We start from the raw sequence: 19,594 nt of genomic DNA, 5'->3' as shown, positions 1-19,594 counted from the left end.
TCCTTGAGCCGCTTCTGCCGCTTCTCGTCCTTGCGGCCCTCGACCTTCAGACGCGCCTGCTTCTTCTCCAGGTAGGTGGAGTAGTTGCCCTCGTACGAGATCGCCCGGCCGCGGTCGAGCTCGAGGATCCACTCGGCGACGTTGTTCAGGAAGTACCGGTCGTGGGTCACCGCGACGACGCACCCCGCGTACTTGGAGAGGTGCTGCTCCAGCCAGTTCACCGACTCGGCGTCCAGGTGGTTGGTGGGCTCGTCGAGGAGGAGCAGGTCCGGGGCCTCGATCAGCAGCTTGCACAGCGCCACGCGGCGCTTCTCGCCACCCGAGAGATGGGTGACCGGCCAGTCGCCGGGCGGGCAGCCCAGCGCGTCCATGGCCTGCTCCAGCTGGGCGTCCAGGTCCCACGCGTTGGCGTGGTCCAGGTCCTCCTGCAGCTTGCCCATCTCGTCGAGGAGGGCGTCCGAGTAGTCCGTCGCCATCAGCTCGGCGACCTCGTTGTACCGCTTGACCTTCTTCATGGTCTCGGCCGCGCCGTCCTGGACGTTCTCCAGGACCGTCTTCGACTCGTCGAGCCGGGGCTCCTGCATGAGGATGCCGACGGTGAAGCCGGAGGTGATGTAGGCCTCGCCGTTGGAGGGCTGCTCCAGGCCCGCCATGATCTTCAGGACGGTGGACTTGCCGGCGCCGTTCGGGCCGACCACGCCGATCTTCGCTCCCGGGAGAAAGGAAAGCGTCGCGTTGTCAAGAATTACCTTGTCGCCGTGCGCCTTACGGACGTTGCGCATTGCGTAAATCAACTCTGCCATGGTGCAAGCCTATTGGATGAGTGCGGCCGGCCTTTCGAGGTGCCGACCGGCGATGGAATTCAGCCAGTCGCGTCGTCCGGTTTTCGCGCCCCCCGGCGGGGAATGCGGCCTCACCCCGTGCGCAGCGCCCAGCTGTCGCTGACGACCTCGTCGGACGAGCTGCCGGGCAGGGCGATGAGTTCGGGCTTGAAGAGCGGGGCCGAATCCATGGCGGGTTCCCACGTGGCGAGTTCGTCGTCCTGCGGCACCTCGACCCGACGGCCCTGCGCGAGGTCGTTCACCACGCGCAGCAGCAAGTGCACCCCGAGCGGGGCCAGATGCTCGCGCCACAGGCTCCGGGCCGTCGACCCGCGGGGGACCAGGACGTGTTCCTGGGCCGCGATCGGGCCGCCGTCGGTGCGCTCCGTCAGGTGGTAGACGGTTCCGCCGGCCGCTTTGTCGCCGTCCCGGATGGTCCAGCGGATGGCGTCCCGGCCGCGGTGCAGCGGCAGCAGGCTGGGGTGGTAACCGATGGCCGCCACCTTGGCCCGGGCGCGCGTCTCGCGGCCGATGAACGCGTGGGAATGGGCGGCGAGGATGATGTCCACCGACTCGGGCAGGTGGCGGGCCCGCAGGGTCTTGGAATCCGTCCAGGGAACGTCCCGCGGAAAGGCCCACGAGCGAAGCCGGTCCCATGAAAGGGCGCTGCTCTCGTCGGAGTGGCCGTCGCGGAGCGCCGGAGAGGCCACGCCGACCACGTGGTGGCCGGCGTCCACGAGGGCCTCCGCCACCTCCACCGCGAAGAATCCGCGTCCTGATATGTAAATGTTCACTCGTTCCCCTAAGCGCGCGGTGCCGAAGGTGGCAGAACTGAAAGATCATCGTCGCCGATGGTCGGAAAAGAACTTCACTATCTCGGAATTGACCGCTTCGGGTCGCTCCAGGTAGCCGAGATGTCCGCTGTCCGCCACCTCCACGTACTGGCTCCCGGGAATGGCGTCGGCCACCTCCCGCCCGAGGTGGGGTGGGCAGATGACGTCGTCGCGGAAGGACATCACCAGGGTGGGGGTCCGGATCCCCGCGTACGCGGAGCGGCGGTCCGGGATCCTGTCCAAGGCCAATTGGGGCCGTGCGTCCGGGTGGTACTGCGGTGACATCTCGAAGAGGTCCAGCCAGTCCCGTACCAGGGCGTCGTCGTTCTGCGTGCGGGGCGAGAGGTTCTGCAGGACGCGGCTGACGGCCTCTTGTGCCGACGGCGGGCCGACCGCGTCGCACGTGGCGAGATCGGCCTCCGACATCGCCGCCCGCAGCACGTCGGTGCGACCGCGCGTGGCGATCAGAACGGCCTGGTCCACCAATTCCGGTCGGATGACGAGGAGTTCCTGTGCGATGAACGCCCCGAGTGACACCCCGACGATACGGCACGGCGCCAGACCCAGCTTTTCGATGAGCGCGACGGTGTCTCCGACCATATCGTCGAGAGTGAATCGGTCGGGCGTCGAAGAAGGCGATATGCCGCGATTCTCGAAGGTGATGGTCCGGTATCCGGCCCGGTGCAGCGCCGGAACCTGATGGAGGTTCCACACGTGCCCGCGGCCACCCGTTCCCATCACCAACAGGACGGGATCTCCGGATCCGGATTCCGTGTAGCTGAGATCAATTCCATTGGCGGATATTACAGCCATTCGATCCTCGTGTGATCCGGTGGGTGCGTGTCGGGTACCGGGCCCGTTCCGACCCGTGACGTGCCTCACCCGACCGGCTGTTGCAGGGGTGGTGGACCTGCCGACGGGGATAAAGAGAAGCCTGTCCGGAGGCTTCTGTCAATTGCATTCGTCCAGCGCCCCTCGCGCGAGCATCCGGTTGATATGTCCCGTATGCACCAAACTGTTCGTCCGAGTTGCACCCTATGCCCGATGTGGGCAGAGGATTAGTGACAGAGTGTTCGGCCATGCTGGCCTGATTGGATGCATCAGGTTAGATTCTGGATGATCTTCCTCCGTGGGTGTTTTCCCGGTAATGCGGTACCCCACTCACCGGCCCGTTCTCGGCCAAAAGGTCAATCATCCTTCCAGTAAGGGGTTGGGGCATTGCCGTCTCCTGTCGGCTATCCGTTCGGTTCGGCGTTCACGGGCCACATGGTCATGGCGAACTGGCGCGAGGGGAGTGGTTGGGAAAGCCCCGAACTGCTGCCCCACGCAGCCATACCCATGAGTCCGGCGATGGTCGGCCTCCACTACGGTCAGGTCATCTTCGAGGGTCTCAAGGCATTCCGCCGATCCGACGGCCGCATGGCCGTTTTCCGCCCCGAGGACCACGCCCGGCGTTTTCGTACGTCGGCGCGCCGCATGATGATGCCGGAGCTCCCGGACGCGGTTTTCCTCAAGGCGCTCGACGAGCTGGTGCGCAAGGACCAGGACTCCGTTCCCGCCGATTCCTCGGCCAGTCTCTACCTGCGTCCGGTCATGTTCGCCAGTGAGCCGGACCTGGCCGTGCGTCCGGCCCGCGAGTACCGGTTCCTCCTCATCGCCTTCGTCACCGACGCGCTCTTCGGCCGCGAGCCGCGGCCGTTGAAGGTCTGGGTGAACGAGGACCACCCCCGCGCCGCCGTCGGCGGAACCGGCAACGTCAAATGCGCCGGCAATTACGCGGGGGCCCTCCGCGCCCAGTCGGTGGCCCAGGAGAACGGGTGCGATCAGGTGGTGTGGCTGGACCCGGCCGAGCTGCGCTGGGTGGAGGAACTGGGCGCCACGAACCTCTTCTTCGTCCGGACATCGGGCCGGTCGCAGGAACTGGTCACCCCGCCGCTGTCGGGAAGCCTGCTGCCCGGAGTGACCCGGGACTCCCTGACCGTCCTGGCCGGGGACATGGGCCTGAAGGTCCTGGAGGACCGTGTCTCGGTCGGTGAATGGCAGGACGACTGCCAGAGCGGTCGGATCACGGAAGTCTTCGCCTCCGGCACCGCCGCGGGCGTCCGGGCCGTCGGGCAGGTCCGCTCCGCCGGCGCCTCCTGGCAGATCGCGGACGGGTCCGTCGGCCCGGTCACCGCCGCGCTCTCCGAGGCGCTCCAGGGAATCCAGTACGGCCGACGGCCGGACTCCCACCGGTGGATGCACCTCGTCGGCTGACTCCGCCCGCGTTTCGCAGGCTCCACCTCTTCTGTCCCTTAGCTGATCTCACGTACGACCGGAAGGCGCTGTACCGTGTCTGCCCCCGTGGACGGCCACTGGCCGTTGTCCGCTGCCCAGTCCGGCATGTGGTTCGCCCAGCAGCTGGATCCCGACAATCCCATCTTCACGTGGGGCGAGTACCTCGAGATCCGGGGCGAACTCGACACGGAGCTCTTCGAGACGGCGCTGCGGACCGTCATCGGGGAGGCGGAGACGATGCGGGCGCGCGTCGTCACCGGCTCCGGGGCGGTGGGGCAGGCCGTCCGGCCCGACTCCGGCTGGCGGCTGCGGCACATCGACGTCAGCGAGGAGCCCGACCCCGAGCTCGCGGCGGAGCGGTGGATGCGCGCGGACCTCGCCCGCCCCATGGACCTCGAACGTGAAGCCGCCTTCACCCAGGTCCTGTTCAGGGCGGCGCCCGACCGGGTCCTGTGGTACCAGCGCATCCACCACGTGATGATCGACGGCTTCGGCCTCTCCCTGATCGTGCGCCGCGTCGCACAGGTGTACACCGCGCTGGTCGCCGGGACCCCCCACGAGGACGGGGCGTTCGGCTCGCTGCGGCTGCTGCTCGACGAGGACCGCGACTACCGCGGCTCCGCCGAGCACGCGGCGGACCGGGAGTTCTGGCTCGAGCGCGTGGGCGACCTGCCCGAGGTCCCGGTGCTGGCCGAGGGGCCGGCGGTCACCGCGGCTACGTTCATCAGGCGCAGCGCGCACCTCGACGCCGCCGCCGTGGACGCCCTGGGCGAGACGGCGCGCGGGATCGGCGCGAGCTGGCCGCGGCTGGTGATCGCGGCGACGGCCGCGTACATGCACCGGGTGACCGGGGCGACCGACGTCGTCCTCGGGCTGCCCGTGACCGGGCGGGTGAGCGACACGGAGCGCGCCGTCCCCGGCATGGCGTCGAACATCATGCCGTTCCGGCTGACGGTGCGGCCGCAGGACACCGTCGCCGAGCTGGTCGCGGAGGTGTCCCGGGAAGTGCGCCGGGTGATGGCCCATCAGCGCTACCGCTACGAGGACCTCCGGCGCGACCTCAAGCAGGTCGGCGACGGCCGCCGGCTGTTCGGCACGATCGTCAACGTGATGAGGTTCGGGTACGACCTCCGCTTCGGCGACTGCACCTCGGTCGCGCACAACCTCTCCACCGGGCCCGTTCCCGACCTCTCCGTGGTGGTCCACGACCGGATGGACGGCCGGGGCATACGCATCGACTTCGATGCCAACCCGGACATGTACACGGCCGAAGAGGTCGAGACCCACCGGCGCCGCTTCCTCACCGTGCTGCACGCCATGGCGGCCGACCCGGGCGGCCGTCTCGGCCGCCTCGACCTCCTCGACGGGCGGGAACGCGAGCAGGTCCTGGTCGCCGACAACGCGACGGCGCGCGAGACGGCGGGCCGGGCCCGCACCATCGTCGACCGGTTCGCCCATTTCGTGGCCGAGCGGCCGGACGCGCCGGCGCTGCGCTCGGGGGAGGAGCGGCTCAGCTACCGCGAGCTGGACGCGCGCGCCAACCGCCTGGCACGCCGGCTCCTGACGATGGGGGTACGTGCCGAGACGCCCGTCGCGGTGCTCATGCAGCGCTCCGTCGACCTGGTCGTCGCCACGCTCGCCGTACTCAAGGCCGGCGGTACGTACGTACCCGTCCACCCGAGCTACCCGGCCGCCCGCCGGGAAGTCATCATGGCGGAGACCTCGGCCCCGGTCCTGCTCACCGACCGCGCCCTGCGCGACGACCGCTTCACGCACGAGGCGACCGTCCTCGTCGTGGACGAGCACCACCGGTGGGCCGGCACGGACGCGACCGACCCCGGCGTCCTGGTCCACCCCGACCAGCTGGCCTGCGTGATGTACACGTCCGGCTCCACCGGCCGTCCCAAGGGCGCCGCGATCACCCACCTCGACGTGGCCGAGCTCTCCCACGACGGCTGGTGGGAGACGGGCGCCACCGCACGCGTCCTGCTGCACTCGCCGCACGCCTGGGACGCCTACACCCTCGAAGCCTGGGTCCCGCTGCTCACGGGCGGCGAGGTCGTCCTGGCGCCGGCCGGGGACCTGGACCTGCCCACCCTGCGCACGCTCGTCGTGGACGAGCGGATCACCGCGCTCTGGCTCACCGCCGGCCTGTTCCACCTGCTGGTGGAGCAGAGCCCGGAATGCTTCCGCGACGTCGTGGAGGTGTGGACCGGCGGGGACGTGGTCTCTCCGGCGGCGGTGCGGGCCGCCCTGGCCGAGAACCCGAAGCTGACGGTCGTCAACGGATACGGCCCCACCGAGACCACGGTCTTCGCCACCCGCAACCCGATCTCCGCGGGCGAGGTGCTCGGCGCCGCGGTTCCCATCGGCCGGCCGCTGGACAACATGCGGCTGTACGTCCTCGACGGCGCGATGCTCCCCGTCCCCCCGGGAACCACCGGTGAGCTGTACGTGGCCGGGGCCGGCCTGGCGCGCGGCTACGCCGGGCGGGCCGGGCTGACCGCCGAGCGCTTCGTCGCCGACCCCTTCGGCCCGGCGGGCTCCCGGATGTACCGCACCGGAGACCTCGTCCGCCGCTGCGAGGACGGGCAGCTGGAGTTCGTCGGCCGCTCCGACGACCAGGTCAAGCTGCGCGGCTTCCGCATCGAGCTGGCCGAGATCGAGGAGGCCCTGACCCGTCACCCCGGAGTGACCCGGGCCGCCGTCCTCGTACGGCGCTACCGTGCGGGCGACGACCGGCTGATCGCCTACGTGGTCCCGGCGGCGGGCTCCGACGCCCCCGACGAGGAGGGGCTGCGCGAGCACGTCGCCGGCATCCTGCCCGGGTACATGGTTCCGGCCGCCTTCGTGCTGCTGGACGGCCTGCCGCTGACCAGCCACGGCAAGCTCGACCGCGCGGCGCTGCCCAACCCGGAGTTCGGCGCCAAGAGCGTCGCGCGCGGTCCGTCGAACCCGCGTGAGGAGGCGCTGTGCGCGCTCTTCGCCGAAGAGCTCGGGCTGCCGTCCGTGGGGGTGGACGACAACTTCTTCGAGATGGGCGGCCATTCGCTCCTGGCCATCCGGCTCATCAATCGGATCCGTACGCAGCTGGGCCTCGAATTCACGCTGCGCAACTTCTTCGACAACCCCACCGTCCGGCAGCTCGCCGCGCCCGCCCACGAGACCCGCGGAGCCGACAGGCCCGCGCTCGTGGCCCGGCCCCGCCCCGAGCTCGTTCCGCTGTCCCACGCACAGAACCGCCTGTGGTTCCTCAACGAGGTGCAGGAGGCGGCGCCCGCCTACAACGTGCCCCTCGTCTTCCGGATCTCCGGCGCGCTCGACCTCACCGTCCTGAGCGCGGCCCTCGACGACCTCGTGGACCGCCACGAGGTGCTGCGCACGGTGTACCCGGTCCTGGCCGGCGCCCCGTACCAGCGGATCCTCGCGCCCGGCGAGACCCGCGTGGACGTGCGGCTCGTGGAGGGCGACGAGCCCGGCACGGGGACCGGCGCGACGGCGGCCGCCGTACTCGCCGAAGCCGCCCGCGCCGCCTTCGACCTGACCGCCGAACTCCCGCTGCGCGCGACCGTCGTGCGCCTGGGGCCCTCCGAGCACGCCCTGTTGCTCCTCTTCCACCACATCGCCGCCGACGGCTGGTCGCTCGGCCCCGTCGTCCGCGACGTGTCCGAGGCCTACACCGCCCGCACCGAGGGCCGTGCCCCGCGGTGGACCGCACTGCCCGTGCAGTACGCCGACTACACGCTCTGGCAGCGGGCCGTCCTCGGCGACGCCGACGACCCGCGGAGCACCGCGGCACGCCAGACCGACTTCTGGCGTCGCGAGCTCGAAGGACTCCCGCACGAGCTGGCGCTGCCGAGCGACCGCGGGCGCCCCGCCCGGCCGACCCACGGCGTGGACACCGTCCCCCTGCGGCTGCCGGGCGAGCTCCACCGGGAACTCGCCGCGCTCGCCGCCCGGACCAACACCAGTGTCTTCATGGTGCTCCAGGCGGCACTGGCCGCCCTCCTGACCAGGCTGGGCGCGGGTACGGACATTCCGATCGGCACCCCGGTCGCCGGCCGCGGCGACGAGGACCTCCAGGACCTGGTCGGGTTCTTCGTCAACACCCTCGTACTGCGCACCGACACGTCCGGCCGCCCGACCTTCGAGGAACTGCTCGGCCGCGTCCGCGACGCGGCGCTCGAGGCCTACTCCCACCAGGACGTCCCGTTCGAGCACCTGGTCGAGGCGCTGAAGCCGCCGCGCGCCCTGGGCCGCCACCCGCTCTTCCAGGTCATGCTGGCCCTGCAGGGGAGCGAGGACGGCACGCTCCGCCTCCCCGGCGCGACGACCCGCTTCGAACCCATCGAGGCCCTGGCCGCCAAGTTCGACCTCCTCGTCAACCTCACCGAGCGGTACGGGGCCGACGGCACCGAGGACGGACTCGTCGGCGGTCTGGAATACAGCACCGACCTGTTCGAGCAGACGACGGCCCGGTCCATCGCCGAGCGGTTCACCCGCCTCCTGCAGGCGGCCGTGGCCGATCCCGCGCGCAGCATCGCCACCGTCGACCTGCTGACCGACACCGAGCGCCGCCTCCTGGCGACGGCGCCGGACGGCCCGTCGCAGGCGCCCGGCCGCACCCTGCCGGAACTCTTCGAGGCACAGGTCCGGCGGGCCCCGGAGGCCGTCGCGGTCTCCTTCGACGGGACCTCCGTGACCTACCGCGAGCTCAACGAGCGGGCGAACCGGCTGGCCAGGCTGCTGGTCGCGCGGGGCGCCGGCCCCGAGCGGGTCGTCGCGCTGCTCCTGCCGCGCTCGCCGGAGATGATCGTGGCCGTCCTCGCGGTGCTGAAGTCCGGAGCCGCGTACCTGCCGATGGACCCCGACTATCCGGTCCAGAGGCTGGCCCTCATGGTGGGCGACGCCGCGCCGATGTGCGCGGTGACGACCTCCGCGGTCTCGTCCGCCCTGCCGGACGGCACCCCGGCGGTCCTGCTGGACGACCCCGCGGTGATCGGCGAACTCGCCGCGCAGGCACCTCTCGACCTCGGAGAGGCGCACCCGTCCGGTGCGCTCCGGCCGGGCAACGCCGCGTACATCATCTACACCTCCGGCTCCACGGGCACCCCCAAGGGGGTCGTGGTCCCGCACCACAACGTCGTCCGCCTCTTCGAGACCACCGAGGACGCGTTCCGGTTCGGCGCCGAGGACGTCTGGTCGCTGTGCCACTCCTACGCGTTCGACTTCTCCGTCTGGGAGATCTGGGGACCGCTCCTGCACGGCGGGCGCCTCGTGGTCATCCCGCGTGAGACCGTCCGGTCGCCCGCGGACCTCCTCGCGCTGCTGGTCGAGGAACGGGTCACGATCCTCAACCAGACCCCCTCGGCGTTCTACGAGCTGATGCGCAGCGATCGGGAGGACCCGCGGCTGGGCAGCCGGCTCGCCCTGCGCCGCGTGGTCTTCGGCGGGGAACAGCTGGACCTGGGACAGCTCGCGGACTGGTACGAACGCCACGCCGACGACGCCCCGGTCCTGGTCAACATGTACGGGATCACCGAGACCACCGTGCACGTCAGCCACCTCGCCCTCGGGCAGGACGCCCCGGCCGCACAGCGCAGCCTCATCGGCGAGGGCCTGCCCGACCTCCGGGTGCGACTGCTCGACGAGGCTCTGCAGCCGCTGCCCGCCGGCGTCATCGGCGAGATGTACGTCAGCGGCCCGGGCGTCTCCCGCGGCTACCTCAACAGGCCGGGCGTGACCTCCGAGCGCTTCGTCGCCGACCCGTTCGGGCCGCCCGGCTCCCGGATGTACCGCACCGGGGACCTGGCCCGTCTGCTCCCCGGCGGCGGATTCGAGTTCCTCGGCCGCGCCGACCACCAGATCCAGGTCCGCGGCTTCCGGATCGAGCCCGGCGAGATCGAGACGGCGCTCACCGAGCACCCGGCCGTCACCCGCGCGGCCGTGGTCCTGCGGGAGTTCGGCGAGGGCGACCGGCGCCTGGTCGCCTACGTCGTCGCCGACGGGGGCGAGGCCCCCGGCGCCGGCGAGCTGCGCCGGCACCTGGCCGGCAACCTGCCCGAGCACATGGTGCCCGCCGCCTTCGTGGCGGTGGACGCCATGCCGATGACGGCCAACGGCAAGCTGGACCAGGCGGCCCTGCCCCACCCCGCCCTCGGGGCGGGAGCCGAGGGCGAGGACGCGGCCCCCCGCACCCACGAGGAACAGGTGCTCCTCGGCCTCTTCCGCGACGTCCTCGGCGTCGGCGGGATCGGCATCCACGACGGCTTCTTCGAACTGGGCGGCCACTCCCTGCTGGTGACCCGCCTCGTCGGCCGCGTCCGGTCGGCCCTGGGCGTCGAGCTGCCCATGCGCGCCCTCTTCGAGACGCCGACGGTGGCCGCGCTGGCCACCCGCATCGCCGGCACGCCGCGGGCCCTGCCCGCCCTGCGCGCGGCCGAGCGCCCGGCGGAGCCGCCCCTCTCGTACGCCCAGCGGCGGCTGTGGGTCGTACAGAACCTCGAAGGCCCCAGCGCGACCTACAACATCTCCCTGGCGCTGCGCCTGTCCGGCGCCCTGGACGTCCCGGCACTGCGCCGGGCGGTCCAGGACGTGATCGGCCGCCACGAGTCCCTGCGCACCGTCTTCCCGGCGCGCGACGGAGTGCCGTACCAGAAGGTGCTGCCCGCGACCGGGGTGCCGGCGGTGTTCCGGCTCGCCGACGTCGCGGCGGCCGACCTGCCGGCCGCACTGACGGCCTCCGCGGGCCACGCCTTCGACCTCGCCGCCGAACCGCCGCTGCGCGTCGACGCGTTCCGCCTGGACGGCGACACCCACGTCCTGCACCTCGTGCTCCACCACATCGCGGGCGACGGCTGGTCCCTCGCACCCCTGGCCGACGACCTGGGCGCCGCCTACCGGGCACGGACCGCGGGGCAGGAGCCCGGCTGGACGCCGCCCGGCGTCCAGTACGCCGACTACGCGCTGTGGCAGCGCGAGGTGCTGGGCGAGGCGGAGGACGACTCCAGCCTCGCGGCCCGGCAGCTCGCCTTCTGGCGCGAGGCCCTGCGGGACCTGCCGGACCGGCTCGAACTGCCCACGGACCGGCCCCGGCCCGCGGTCGCGAGCCACCGCGGAGCCATGGTCGGCTTCGAGCTGCCGCAGAGCCTGCACCGGTCGCTGCACGAGCTGGCACTCGCCCGGGGGACCAGCTTCTTCATGGTGCTCCAGGCCGGACTGGCCGCCCTGCTCACCCGGCTGGGAGCCGGCACCGACCTGCCGATCGGAACCCCGGTCGCCGGGCGCGGCGACGAGGCGCTCGACGAAGCGGTCGGCTTCTTCGTCAACACGCTGGTGCTGCGCACCGACACCTCGGGCGACCCCACCTTCACCGAGCTCCTGGACCGGGTCCGCGCGACGGACCTGGCGGCCTTCTCCCACCAGGAACTGCCCTTCGAACACCTGGTGGACGCCCTCAAGCCGGAGCGCTCGCTCTCGGTCCAGCCGCTCGTCCAGGTCATGCTGGCGCTGCAGAACGTGCCCGCGTACGACCTCGACCTCCCCGGCGTCGCGGTCACGCGGGAACCGGTGGAGCTGGAGGTCGCCAAGTTCGACCTGTCCTTCGGCATGGCCGAGCGCCGGGACGACGCCGGGGAGCCCGCCGGCGTCACGGGCTTCGTCGAATTCAGCACGGACCTCTACGAGCGCTCCACCGTCGAACGGCTCGCGGAGCGCTGGGTACGGGTGCTGGAGGCCATGACGGCCGACCCCCACGCCCGGCTGAGCCAGGCGCCCGTCCTCTCCGCGGCCGAGCGGGAGGAACTCCTGCGGTACGGGAACACCGGCACCCCGCCGGTCCCGCACGGCTGCGTGGGGGAGCTGTTCGAGCTCCAGGCCGCACGGACCCCCGGTGCCACGGCCGTCGTCTTCGAGGGCACCGAGCTCTCCTACGCCGAGGCCGAGGCCCGGGCCAACCGGATCGCCCACGCGCTGATCCGGCGAGGGGTCGGACCGGAGGCGATCGTGGCCCTGGCCCTGCCCCGGAGCACCGAGCTGGCCGTCGCCGTGCTCGGCGTGCTCAAGGCCGGAGCCGCCTACATGCTGATCGACCCGGAACACCCCGCGGACCGGATCGCCTTCATGCTGTCCGACGCCGACCCGGCCGTGATCCTGACCACGCGGGAGGCCGCCGCGCTGCTCGCACCGGCCCCTGCGGCACGGATGCTGGCACTGGACGCCCCCGAGGTCGCGGCGGAGCTGGCCGCGGGTCCCGGACACGCCCCGGCCCAGAGCGACCGGGTGGCCCCGCTGGCGACGGGCAACACCGCCTACGTCATCTACACCTCGGGCTCCACCGGGCGCCCCAAGGCGGTCCTCGTGCCGCACGCGGGGATCCCCAACCTCGTGCACGCCCTGAACGAAGCGGCGGACGTCGGCCCCGGCAGCAGGTTCCTCCAGTTCGCCTCGCTGAGCTTCGACGCCTCGGTCATGGAGCTGTTCATGCCGCTGCTGTCGGGCGGCGCGGTGGTGCTCGCACCGGCCGCCCGCCTGGCGCCCGGCCGGCCGCTGGCGGAACTGGCCCGAGAGAGCGGCATCACCCACGCGCTCCTGCCGCCCTCGGCCCTCGCCGTCCTGCCCGAGGACGCCTTCGGGCCCGGTGCCACGATCTTCACCGGCGGCGAGGCGTGCCCGCCGGACGTGGTCCGCCGATGGTCGGGCCGGGTACGCCTGCTGAACGCGTACGGGCCCACGGAGGCCACGGTCTGCGCCACGGTGAGCACCGCCCTGACCGAGGGCGGCACCCCGCCGATCGGCCGGCCCCTGCCCAACGTGCGGGCGTACGTGCTCGACGAGCACCTGCGCCTGGTGCCCGCCGGGGTGACGGGAGAGCTCTACGTCGGCGGCGCGGGCCCCGCGCGCGGCTACCTGAACCGTCCCGACCTGACGGCGGAGCGCTTCCTGCCCGATCCCTTCGGGGCGCCGGGAGAGCGCATGTACCGCACCGGCGACCTCGTGCGCTGGAGGGCGGACGGGCGGCTGGACTACCTCGGCCGGGCCGACGGCCAGGTCAAGATCCGGGGCTTCCGCATCGAGCTGGAGGAGGTGGCCGCCGCGCTGTCGGACCACCGCGACGTCGCGCGGGCGGTCGCCGCGGTCCGCGAGGACCGGCCGGGCGACCGGCGCCTGGTGGCCTACGCGGAACCGGTGGACGGGTGTTCCCCCTCCGCGTCGGACCTGCGGAGCCACCTCGCGGGCCGGCTCCCGCACTACATGGTGCCCGCCGCCGTCGTACTCCTCGACGCCTTCCCGCTGGCCTCCAGCGGCAAGATCGACCGAGGCGCCCTGCCCGCCCCCGACTACGGCGCGGAGGCGGCCGGGCAGGCGCCGCGGACGGCGCTCGAAGAGAGCCTGTGCGCCCTGTTCGCCGAGGTGCTGGGAGTGCCGTCGGTCGGCGTGCACAACGGCTTCTTCGACCTCGGCGGCGACAGCATCATGTCCATCCAGCTCGTCGGGCGGGCCCGCAGAGCCGGTCTGGAGATCACCCCGCGGGACGTGTTCCAGAACCCGACGGTCGCCGAACTGGCCTCCGTCGCACGCCCCCTGGAGTCCGCACCCGAGCGGGCCCCCGACATCGGCACGGGCGAGGTCGACCTGCTGCCCATCGTGCACTGGCTGCGCGAGCGGGGCGGCCCGGTCGAGGGGTTCCACCAGTCCGTGGTGGTGAAGGTGCCCGCGGGCATCGGCGAGGCCCATCTCGTCAGGACGCTGCAGACCCTGCTCGACCACCACGACGCCCTGCGCCTGCGGCTGGACCGCACGCCGCGGCGGTGGGCGCTCGAAGTGCCGCCGCCGGGCGCGGTGGACGCGAGCCGCTGCCTGACGCGCATCGACGCCACGGGAGTACCCGCCGAGGAGATGCCGGCCGCGATGGCCGCCGAGAGCGCGGCCGCCCGGTCCCGACTGAGCCCGCAGGACGGCGTCATGCTCCAGGCCGTCTGGCTGGACGCCGGCCCGGAACGCTCCGGACGACTGCAGCTGATGGTCCACCACCTCGCCGTGGACGGGGTCTCCTGGCGCATCCTGCTGCCCGACCTGGCCACCGCCGCCGCGGCCGCCGTGCGGGACCAGGAGCCCGGGCTCCCCTCCGTCGCCACCACGCTGCGGACCTGGGCGCGGACCCTGCGCGAGGAGGCCCGCTCACCGCGGCGCCTGGCGGAACTGCCGCTGTGGACCGAGGTGCTCGCCACCGCCGACCCCGAGCTGGGGGAGCGCCCCCTGGACGCGCGGCTGGACACCCATGCCACGACCCGCAGCCTCACCCGGGTGCTGTCCGCGCAGAGCACCGAACCTCTGCTGACGACCCTGCCGTCGACCTTCCGGGGCACGGTCAACGACGTCCTGCTCGCCGCCTTCACCCTCGCCGTCGCCCAATGGCGGCGCACCACGGGGCGCAGCGCCAACAGCGCGGTCCTGATCGACTTGGAGGACCACGGCCGGGAGCCCTTCACGGAGGGCACGGACCTGTCCCGCACCGTCGGCTGGTTCACCAACATGCACCCCGCGCGACTCGACCCCGGCGCCGTGGCCTGGAGCGAGGTGCTCGCCGGCGGCCCCGCGGTGGGCGCGGCGGTCAAGCGGATCAAGGAGCAGCTGAGGGCCCTGCCCGACCGCGGCATCGGCTACGGGCTCCTGCGCCACCTCAACCCCGACACCGCGGGCCTGCCGGCCCTGGCCGCCCGCCCGCAGATCGCCTTCAACTACCTCGGGCGGTTCAACGGCGCGGCGGACACCGACTGGGCGCCCGTCGCCGAGGACGGGGCGTACGGCGGCGGTACGGATGCCGCCGCCCCGGCGGCGCACGTCCTCGAACTCAACGCCCTCACCCGGGACGACGGCCAAGGTCCCCGTCTCACCTGCACCTGGTCGTGGCCCGACGGGCTGCTGACCGAGGCCGAGGTGCACGAACTGACCGATCTGTGGGCCGCCGCGCTGGACGGGCTAGTCGCCCACGGCGCGGCCCCCGAAGCGGGCGGTCTGACGGCATCGGACCTCTCCCTGGTCTCTCTCGACCAGACCAACATCGACCTGCTTGAAGCCGTATGGAGGAATAGGAAGTGAAGCGTTCCGGGCTGGCCGACATCCTGCCGCTGACGTCGTTGCAGGAAGGCATGTACTTCCACTCCTCGTACGACACGGATGCCCCCGACCTGTACAACACCCAGCTCGTCCTGGACCTCCAGGGCCCGCTGGACGCCCCCGCCCTGCGGGCCGGGGTGGAAGCCCTGCTGAGCCGGCACCCCAACCTGCGCGCGATGTTCTGGCACGAGGGACTGGACCGCACCATGCAGGTCATCCCGCACGAGGTGGAGCTCCCCTGGCAGGAGAGCGACCTGCGCGCACTGACCGGGGACGCGCAGGAACGGGAGTTCGAGGACCTGCTGACGCGGGACCGGGACCTGCGCTTCGACCTGGGTGACGCGCCGCTGCTGCGCTGCACCCTGGTGCGCCTGGCGGCCGAGCGCTACCGCCTGGTCCTGACCAACCACCACATCCTGCTCGACGGCTGGTCCCTGCCGGTGCTCCTCGACGAGCTCTTCCGGCTGTACGCCGGCGGGACACTGCCCCGGGCCGTCCCGTACAAGAACTACCTGGCCTGGCTCGCGGGCCGCGACCGCGAGCCCGCCCTCGCCGCCTGGCGCGAGGCCCTGGCCGGGTTCCGGGCGCCCACCCTGCTGGTCCCGGGTGGCCACGAGCGGGCCACCGCCATGCCCCACACGGTCGAACTGGAGCTGTCCGAAGAGGTCTCCGCGGCGCTGGAGGCCACCGCCCGCCGCCACGGCCTGACCCTCAACACCCTCATCCAGGCCGCCTGGGGACTGCTGCTCGGCAGCCTCGCGGGCAGTGACGACGTGGTCTTCGGGACGACCGTCTCCGGGAGGCCCCCCGAGATCGACGGCATCGAGTCGATGGTCGGCCTCTTCATCAACACGGTCCCGGTGCGCCTGCCGTACCGGCGGACCGACTCCCTTCTCGACACCTGCCGGGCCCTCCAGGACCGCCAGGCCCGCCTGATGGAGCACCAGCACGTCGGCCTGGCCGACATCCAGCGGCAGGCGGGCGCGGGGGAACTGTTCGACACGCTCCTGGTCTTCGAGAACTACCCCTTCGAACCGGACGCCCTGCCGGCCGCCGGCGCACTGCGGGTGACCCGGGCCAAGAGCTACGACGCCACCCACTACCCGCTCACCGTGGCGGCCATGCCCGGCCCGCGCCTGCGCTTCCGCCTGGACCACCGGCCCGACCTGCTCGACCGCGAGGCCGTCACCGCGATCGCGGACCGCCTGCGCCGGCTGCTCGTCACGATGACGCAGAACCCGCTGACGCCGGTCGGCGAGGCCGAGGCGCTCACGGCGCCGCCGTCCCCGGAGTCCGCGCAGCCGGGCACCGGCGCCTCCACGGCCCTCCCCGAGCGCGATCTGGCGGCGCTCTTCGAGGCGCAGGCCCGGCGGACACCCGCCGCCGCGGCCGTGGTGTCCGGCGAGGTCCGGCTCACGTACGCGGAGCTGAACGCCCTCGCCAACCGGCTGGCGCGCCGCCTCGTCGCCGAAGGGGTCGGTCCGGAGAGCTGCGTCCTCCTGCTGGCGGACCGATCGCCCGACCTCGTAGTGGCGATCCTGGCCGTCCTCAAGGCCGGCGGAGCGTACGTCCCGTTGCACGCGGACGCGCCGAAGAGCCGTTGGCAGAGCGTGGCCGCCGAAACCGGCGCCCGGGTCGTCCTGACCGACCGCGCCGGCCGGGGGCACGAGTGCGGACCCGGACTCCGCGAGATCGTCATCGGCGACCGGTCGCACGAGGGGTCCTCCGCGGACCTCGGCCTGCCTGCCGCCCCCGACCGGCTGGCGTACGTCATGTACACCTCGGGTTCCACGGGCGAGCCCAAGGGAGTGGCCGTCACGCACCGCGACGTGGTCAGCCTGGCGTACGACCGCTCCTGGGAGGCCGCCGGGCCCGCCCGGACCCTGGTCTACGCACCGCACGCCTTCGACGCCTCCACTGCGGAGCTGTGGGTGCCGCTGCTCTTCGGCGGCCGGCTCGTGGTGGCCCCGGCGGGCGACCTCGACATCGACGCCCTGGCCCGGGTCGTCGCCGACGAGAGGGTGGAGCGGCTGTGGCTGACCGCCGGCCTCTTCGACCTGGCCGCCGAGCAGCGGCCCCGGCTCTTCGCCGGTGTACGGGAGGTCTGGACCGGCGGCGACGTCGTCCCCGCCGAGGCGGTGCGCCGCGTCCTCGACCAGTGCCCGGGCACCGCCGTGGTCAACGGCTACGGGCCGACCGAGACGACGACGTTCGCCACCCACCACCGGATGGACACCGACACGCCGCCGGCGGCGTCGGTCCCGATCGGCCGTCCGCTCGACAACCACCAGGTCCACGTCCTGGACGAGCGGCTGCGGCCCGTTCCCCGCGGAGCCGTCGGAGAGCTGTACGTCGCGGGCGAGGGCCTGGCCCGGGGTTACCTGGGGCGGACCGCGGCCACCTCCGAGCGGTTCCTCGCCAACCCCTTCGGGGCGCCGGGATCACGGATGTACCGCACCGGCGACCTCGTGCGCTGGGGCACGGCAGGGGCGCTGGAGTTCGTCGGCCGCGCCGACGACCAGGTCAAGATCCGCGGCTTCCGCATCGAGCCGGGAGAGGTGCGCACCGTCCTCGGCCGGCACCCCGCCGTCGGCCGCGCCGCCGTCGTCGTCCGCGAGGACCGGCCCGGCGACAAGCGCCTCACCGCCTACCTGGTCCCCGCCGACGGAGCGGTCCTCGACACCGAGGAGCTGCGCCGGTACGCGGCCGAGGCGCTCCCCGCGTACATGGTCCCGGTGGCGTTCGTCGTCCTCGACGAACTGCCGCTGACCCGCAACGGCAAGGTCGACCGCGCCGCCCTTCCCCGCCCCGCGGTCGAGCACGCCCCGGTCGGCCGACTGCACCGCACGCCCCGCGAGGAGGTGCTGTGCGCCCTCTTCACGGACGTCCTCGCAGTGCCGGGGGTCGGGGTCGCGGACAGCTTCTTCGACCTCGGCGGCGACAGCATCATGTCCATCCAGCTGGTCGGGCGGGCCCGCAAGGCCGGACTCGTCCTGAGCCCGCGCCAGGTGTTCGAGCTCAAGACCGTCGAGGCGCTGGCCGCCGCGGCCCGCGCCGTGGACGCGGCCCCGGACACCGTGGCCGACGAGCCCGTCGGCGAGCTGCAGCCCACTCCGGTCATGGAATGGCTGCGCGGCCTCGGCGGGCCGATCGACGGGTTCCACCAGTCGATGACCCTCCAGGTGCCGGCCGGACTCGACGGAGAACTGCTCCGCGGCGCACTGCAGTTCCTGCTCGACCGGCACGACGCGCTGCGCATGAGGCTGCACCGTGACGCCGATCGGTGGACGCTGCGGATCCCGCCGAAGGGCGCGGTCCGGGCCGCCGACTGCCTCCACCGCGTCGACCTCGCGGCCGAAGGCGATGCCTGGCCCGGCCGGCACGCCGAAGCCGCACGGGGCCGGCTCGCCCCGGATGACGGCGCGATGGTCCAGGCCGTCTGGTTCGACGCGGGACCGGAGCGTCCCGGGCGGCTGCTGCTCGTCGTCCACCACCTCGCGGTGGACGGAGTGTCCTGGCGGATCCTGGTGCCCGACCTGGCGCAGGCCGCGGCGGCCCTCGCGGCCGGCCGCAGCCCCGAGACCGCCGAGGGTGCCACCTCAGTGCGCCGCTGGTCGCAGCTGCTCCGGCAGCAGGCGCAGACGCCGACGCGGGAGGAGGAACTGCCCGTCTGGCGGCGCGTACTCGGTTCCTCCGAGCCCTTGCTGACCGACCGTCCGCTCGACCCGGCCCGGGACACCGCCGGCACCGTGCGCTACGTACACCGCGAACTGCCCGCCGGAACAACCGAGAAGCTGCTGACCACCGTCCCCGCGGCCGTCAACGGCGGTGTCGACGACGTCCTGCTCACGGGCCTCGCGCTCGCCACCGCCGACTGGCGCCGCCGCCGCGGCGCGGGGGAGGACACCGCCGTGCTCGTCGACGTCGAGGGCCACGGCCGGGAGGAGCTGGGCGAAGGCGTCGACCTCTCCCGGACCGTCGGCTGGTTCACCAGCATCCACCCGGTGCGCCTGGACCCCAAGGTGGCGAACTGGCGCACCAGCCCCTCCCTCCTCCAGGGCCTCAAGCGGGTCAAGGAGCAGCGCCGGGCACTGCCCGACCACGGCATCGGCTTCGGACTGCTGCGCCACCTCAACCCCCGCACGGCGGCGGAACTCCAGACGCAGGCCCCACCGCAGATCGGCTTCAACTACCTGGGCCGGTTCTCGGCCCAGACCGGCGGCGACTGGGCCCCCGCCCAGGCCGAGGACCTGCTCGGCAGCGGCTCGGACGACGGGATGCCGGTCGCCCACGCGCTGGAAGTCGCCATGCTCACCCGCGACGAGGAGGACGGCCCCCGCCTGGACATCAGCCTCATGTGGCCCGAGGCCCTCCTCCCCGAGAGCGCCGTGCACGAACTGGCCGACGCCCTCGTGGCCGTGCTCCGGGCCCTGCCCGAGCGCATCGACACCCTCCGGTCCGGCGGGCACACCCCGTCCGACCTGCCCCTGGTCTCGCTGAGCCAGGCCGACATCGACGATCTCGACTCAGAGTGGGAGCTGTAAC

General features: G+C 72.8%; 6 protein-coding genes. 3 read left to right on the top strand and 3 right to left on the bottom strand.

Annotated elements, in window-relative coordinates:
* The 3 genes from ACFY1T_RS20785 to ACFY1T_RS20775 all read right to left on the bottom strand — a co-directional run.
* A partial coding sequence (locus tag ACFY1T_RS20785; protein WP_351781015.1) for an ATP-binding cassette domain-containing protein occupies window positions 1-803 on the bottom strand: 803 nt, incomplete at its 3' end.
* Between the two features lie 110 nt (window positions 804-913).
* Window positions 914-1,615 carry a formyltransferase family protein gene (locus tag ACFY1T_RS20780; protein WP_390789417.1) on the bottom strand — a complete coding sequence of 234 codons (702 nt, stop codon included), beginning with the start codon at window positions 1,613-1,615 and terminating at the stop codon, window positions 914-916.
* 45 nt (window positions 1,616-1,660) lie between these two features.
* Complete coding sequence (locus ACFY1T_RS20775; RefSeq protein WP_390789416.1) at window positions 1,661-2,467, bottom strand: alpha/beta fold hydrolase; 807 nt, start codon at window positions 2,465-2,467, stop codon at window positions 1,661-1,663.
* Window positions 2,468-2,872: 405 nt separating this feature from the next.
* Between ACFY1T_RS20775 and ACFY1T_RS20770 the strand changes: the two genes are divergently transcribed.
* The 3 genes from ACFY1T_RS20770 to ACFY1T_RS20760 all read left to right on the top strand — a co-directional run bounded on the left by ACFY1T_RS20770 (window position 2,873) and on the right by ACFY1T_RS20760 (window position 19,593).
* Complete coding sequence (locus ACFY1T_RS20770) at window positions 2,873-3,910, top strand: branched-chain amino acid aminotransferase (protein ID WP_390789415.1); 1,038 nt, start codon at window positions 2,873-2,875, stop codon at window positions 3,908-3,910.
* 75 nt (window positions 3,911-3,985) lie between these two features.
* Window positions 3,986-15,031: an amino acid adenylation domain-containing protein gene (locus ACFY1T_RS20765; protein WP_390789414.1), complete on the top strand. Its 11,046-nt coding sequence runs from the start codon at window positions 3,986-3,988 to the stop codon at window positions 15,029-15,031.
* A complete protein-coding gene (locus ACFY1T_RS20760) occupies window positions 15,028-19,593 on the top strand; it encodes an amino acid adenylation domain-containing protein (RefSeq protein ID WP_390789413.1) in 4,566 nt (1,521 codons plus the stop codon). Before ACFY1T_RS20765 ends, ACFY1T_RS20760 begins: the two co-directional genes overlap by 4 nt.
* Window position 19,594 lies beyond the last annotated feature (1 nt).

It is taken from the genome of Streptomyces sp. NPDC001194 (genome assembly GCF_042896985.1).
GTDB lineage: Bacteria > Actinomycetota > Actinomycetes > Streptomycetales > Streptomycetaceae > Streptomyces.
This window is presented reverse-complemented; position numbering and strand designations above follow the sequence as displayed.

Coding starts and splice junctions, on each gene's coding strand:
- ACFY1T_RS20775 (WP_390789416.1), bottom strand. CDS start 2,467: ATGGCTGTAATATCCGCCAATGGAATTGATCTCAGCTACACGGAATCC.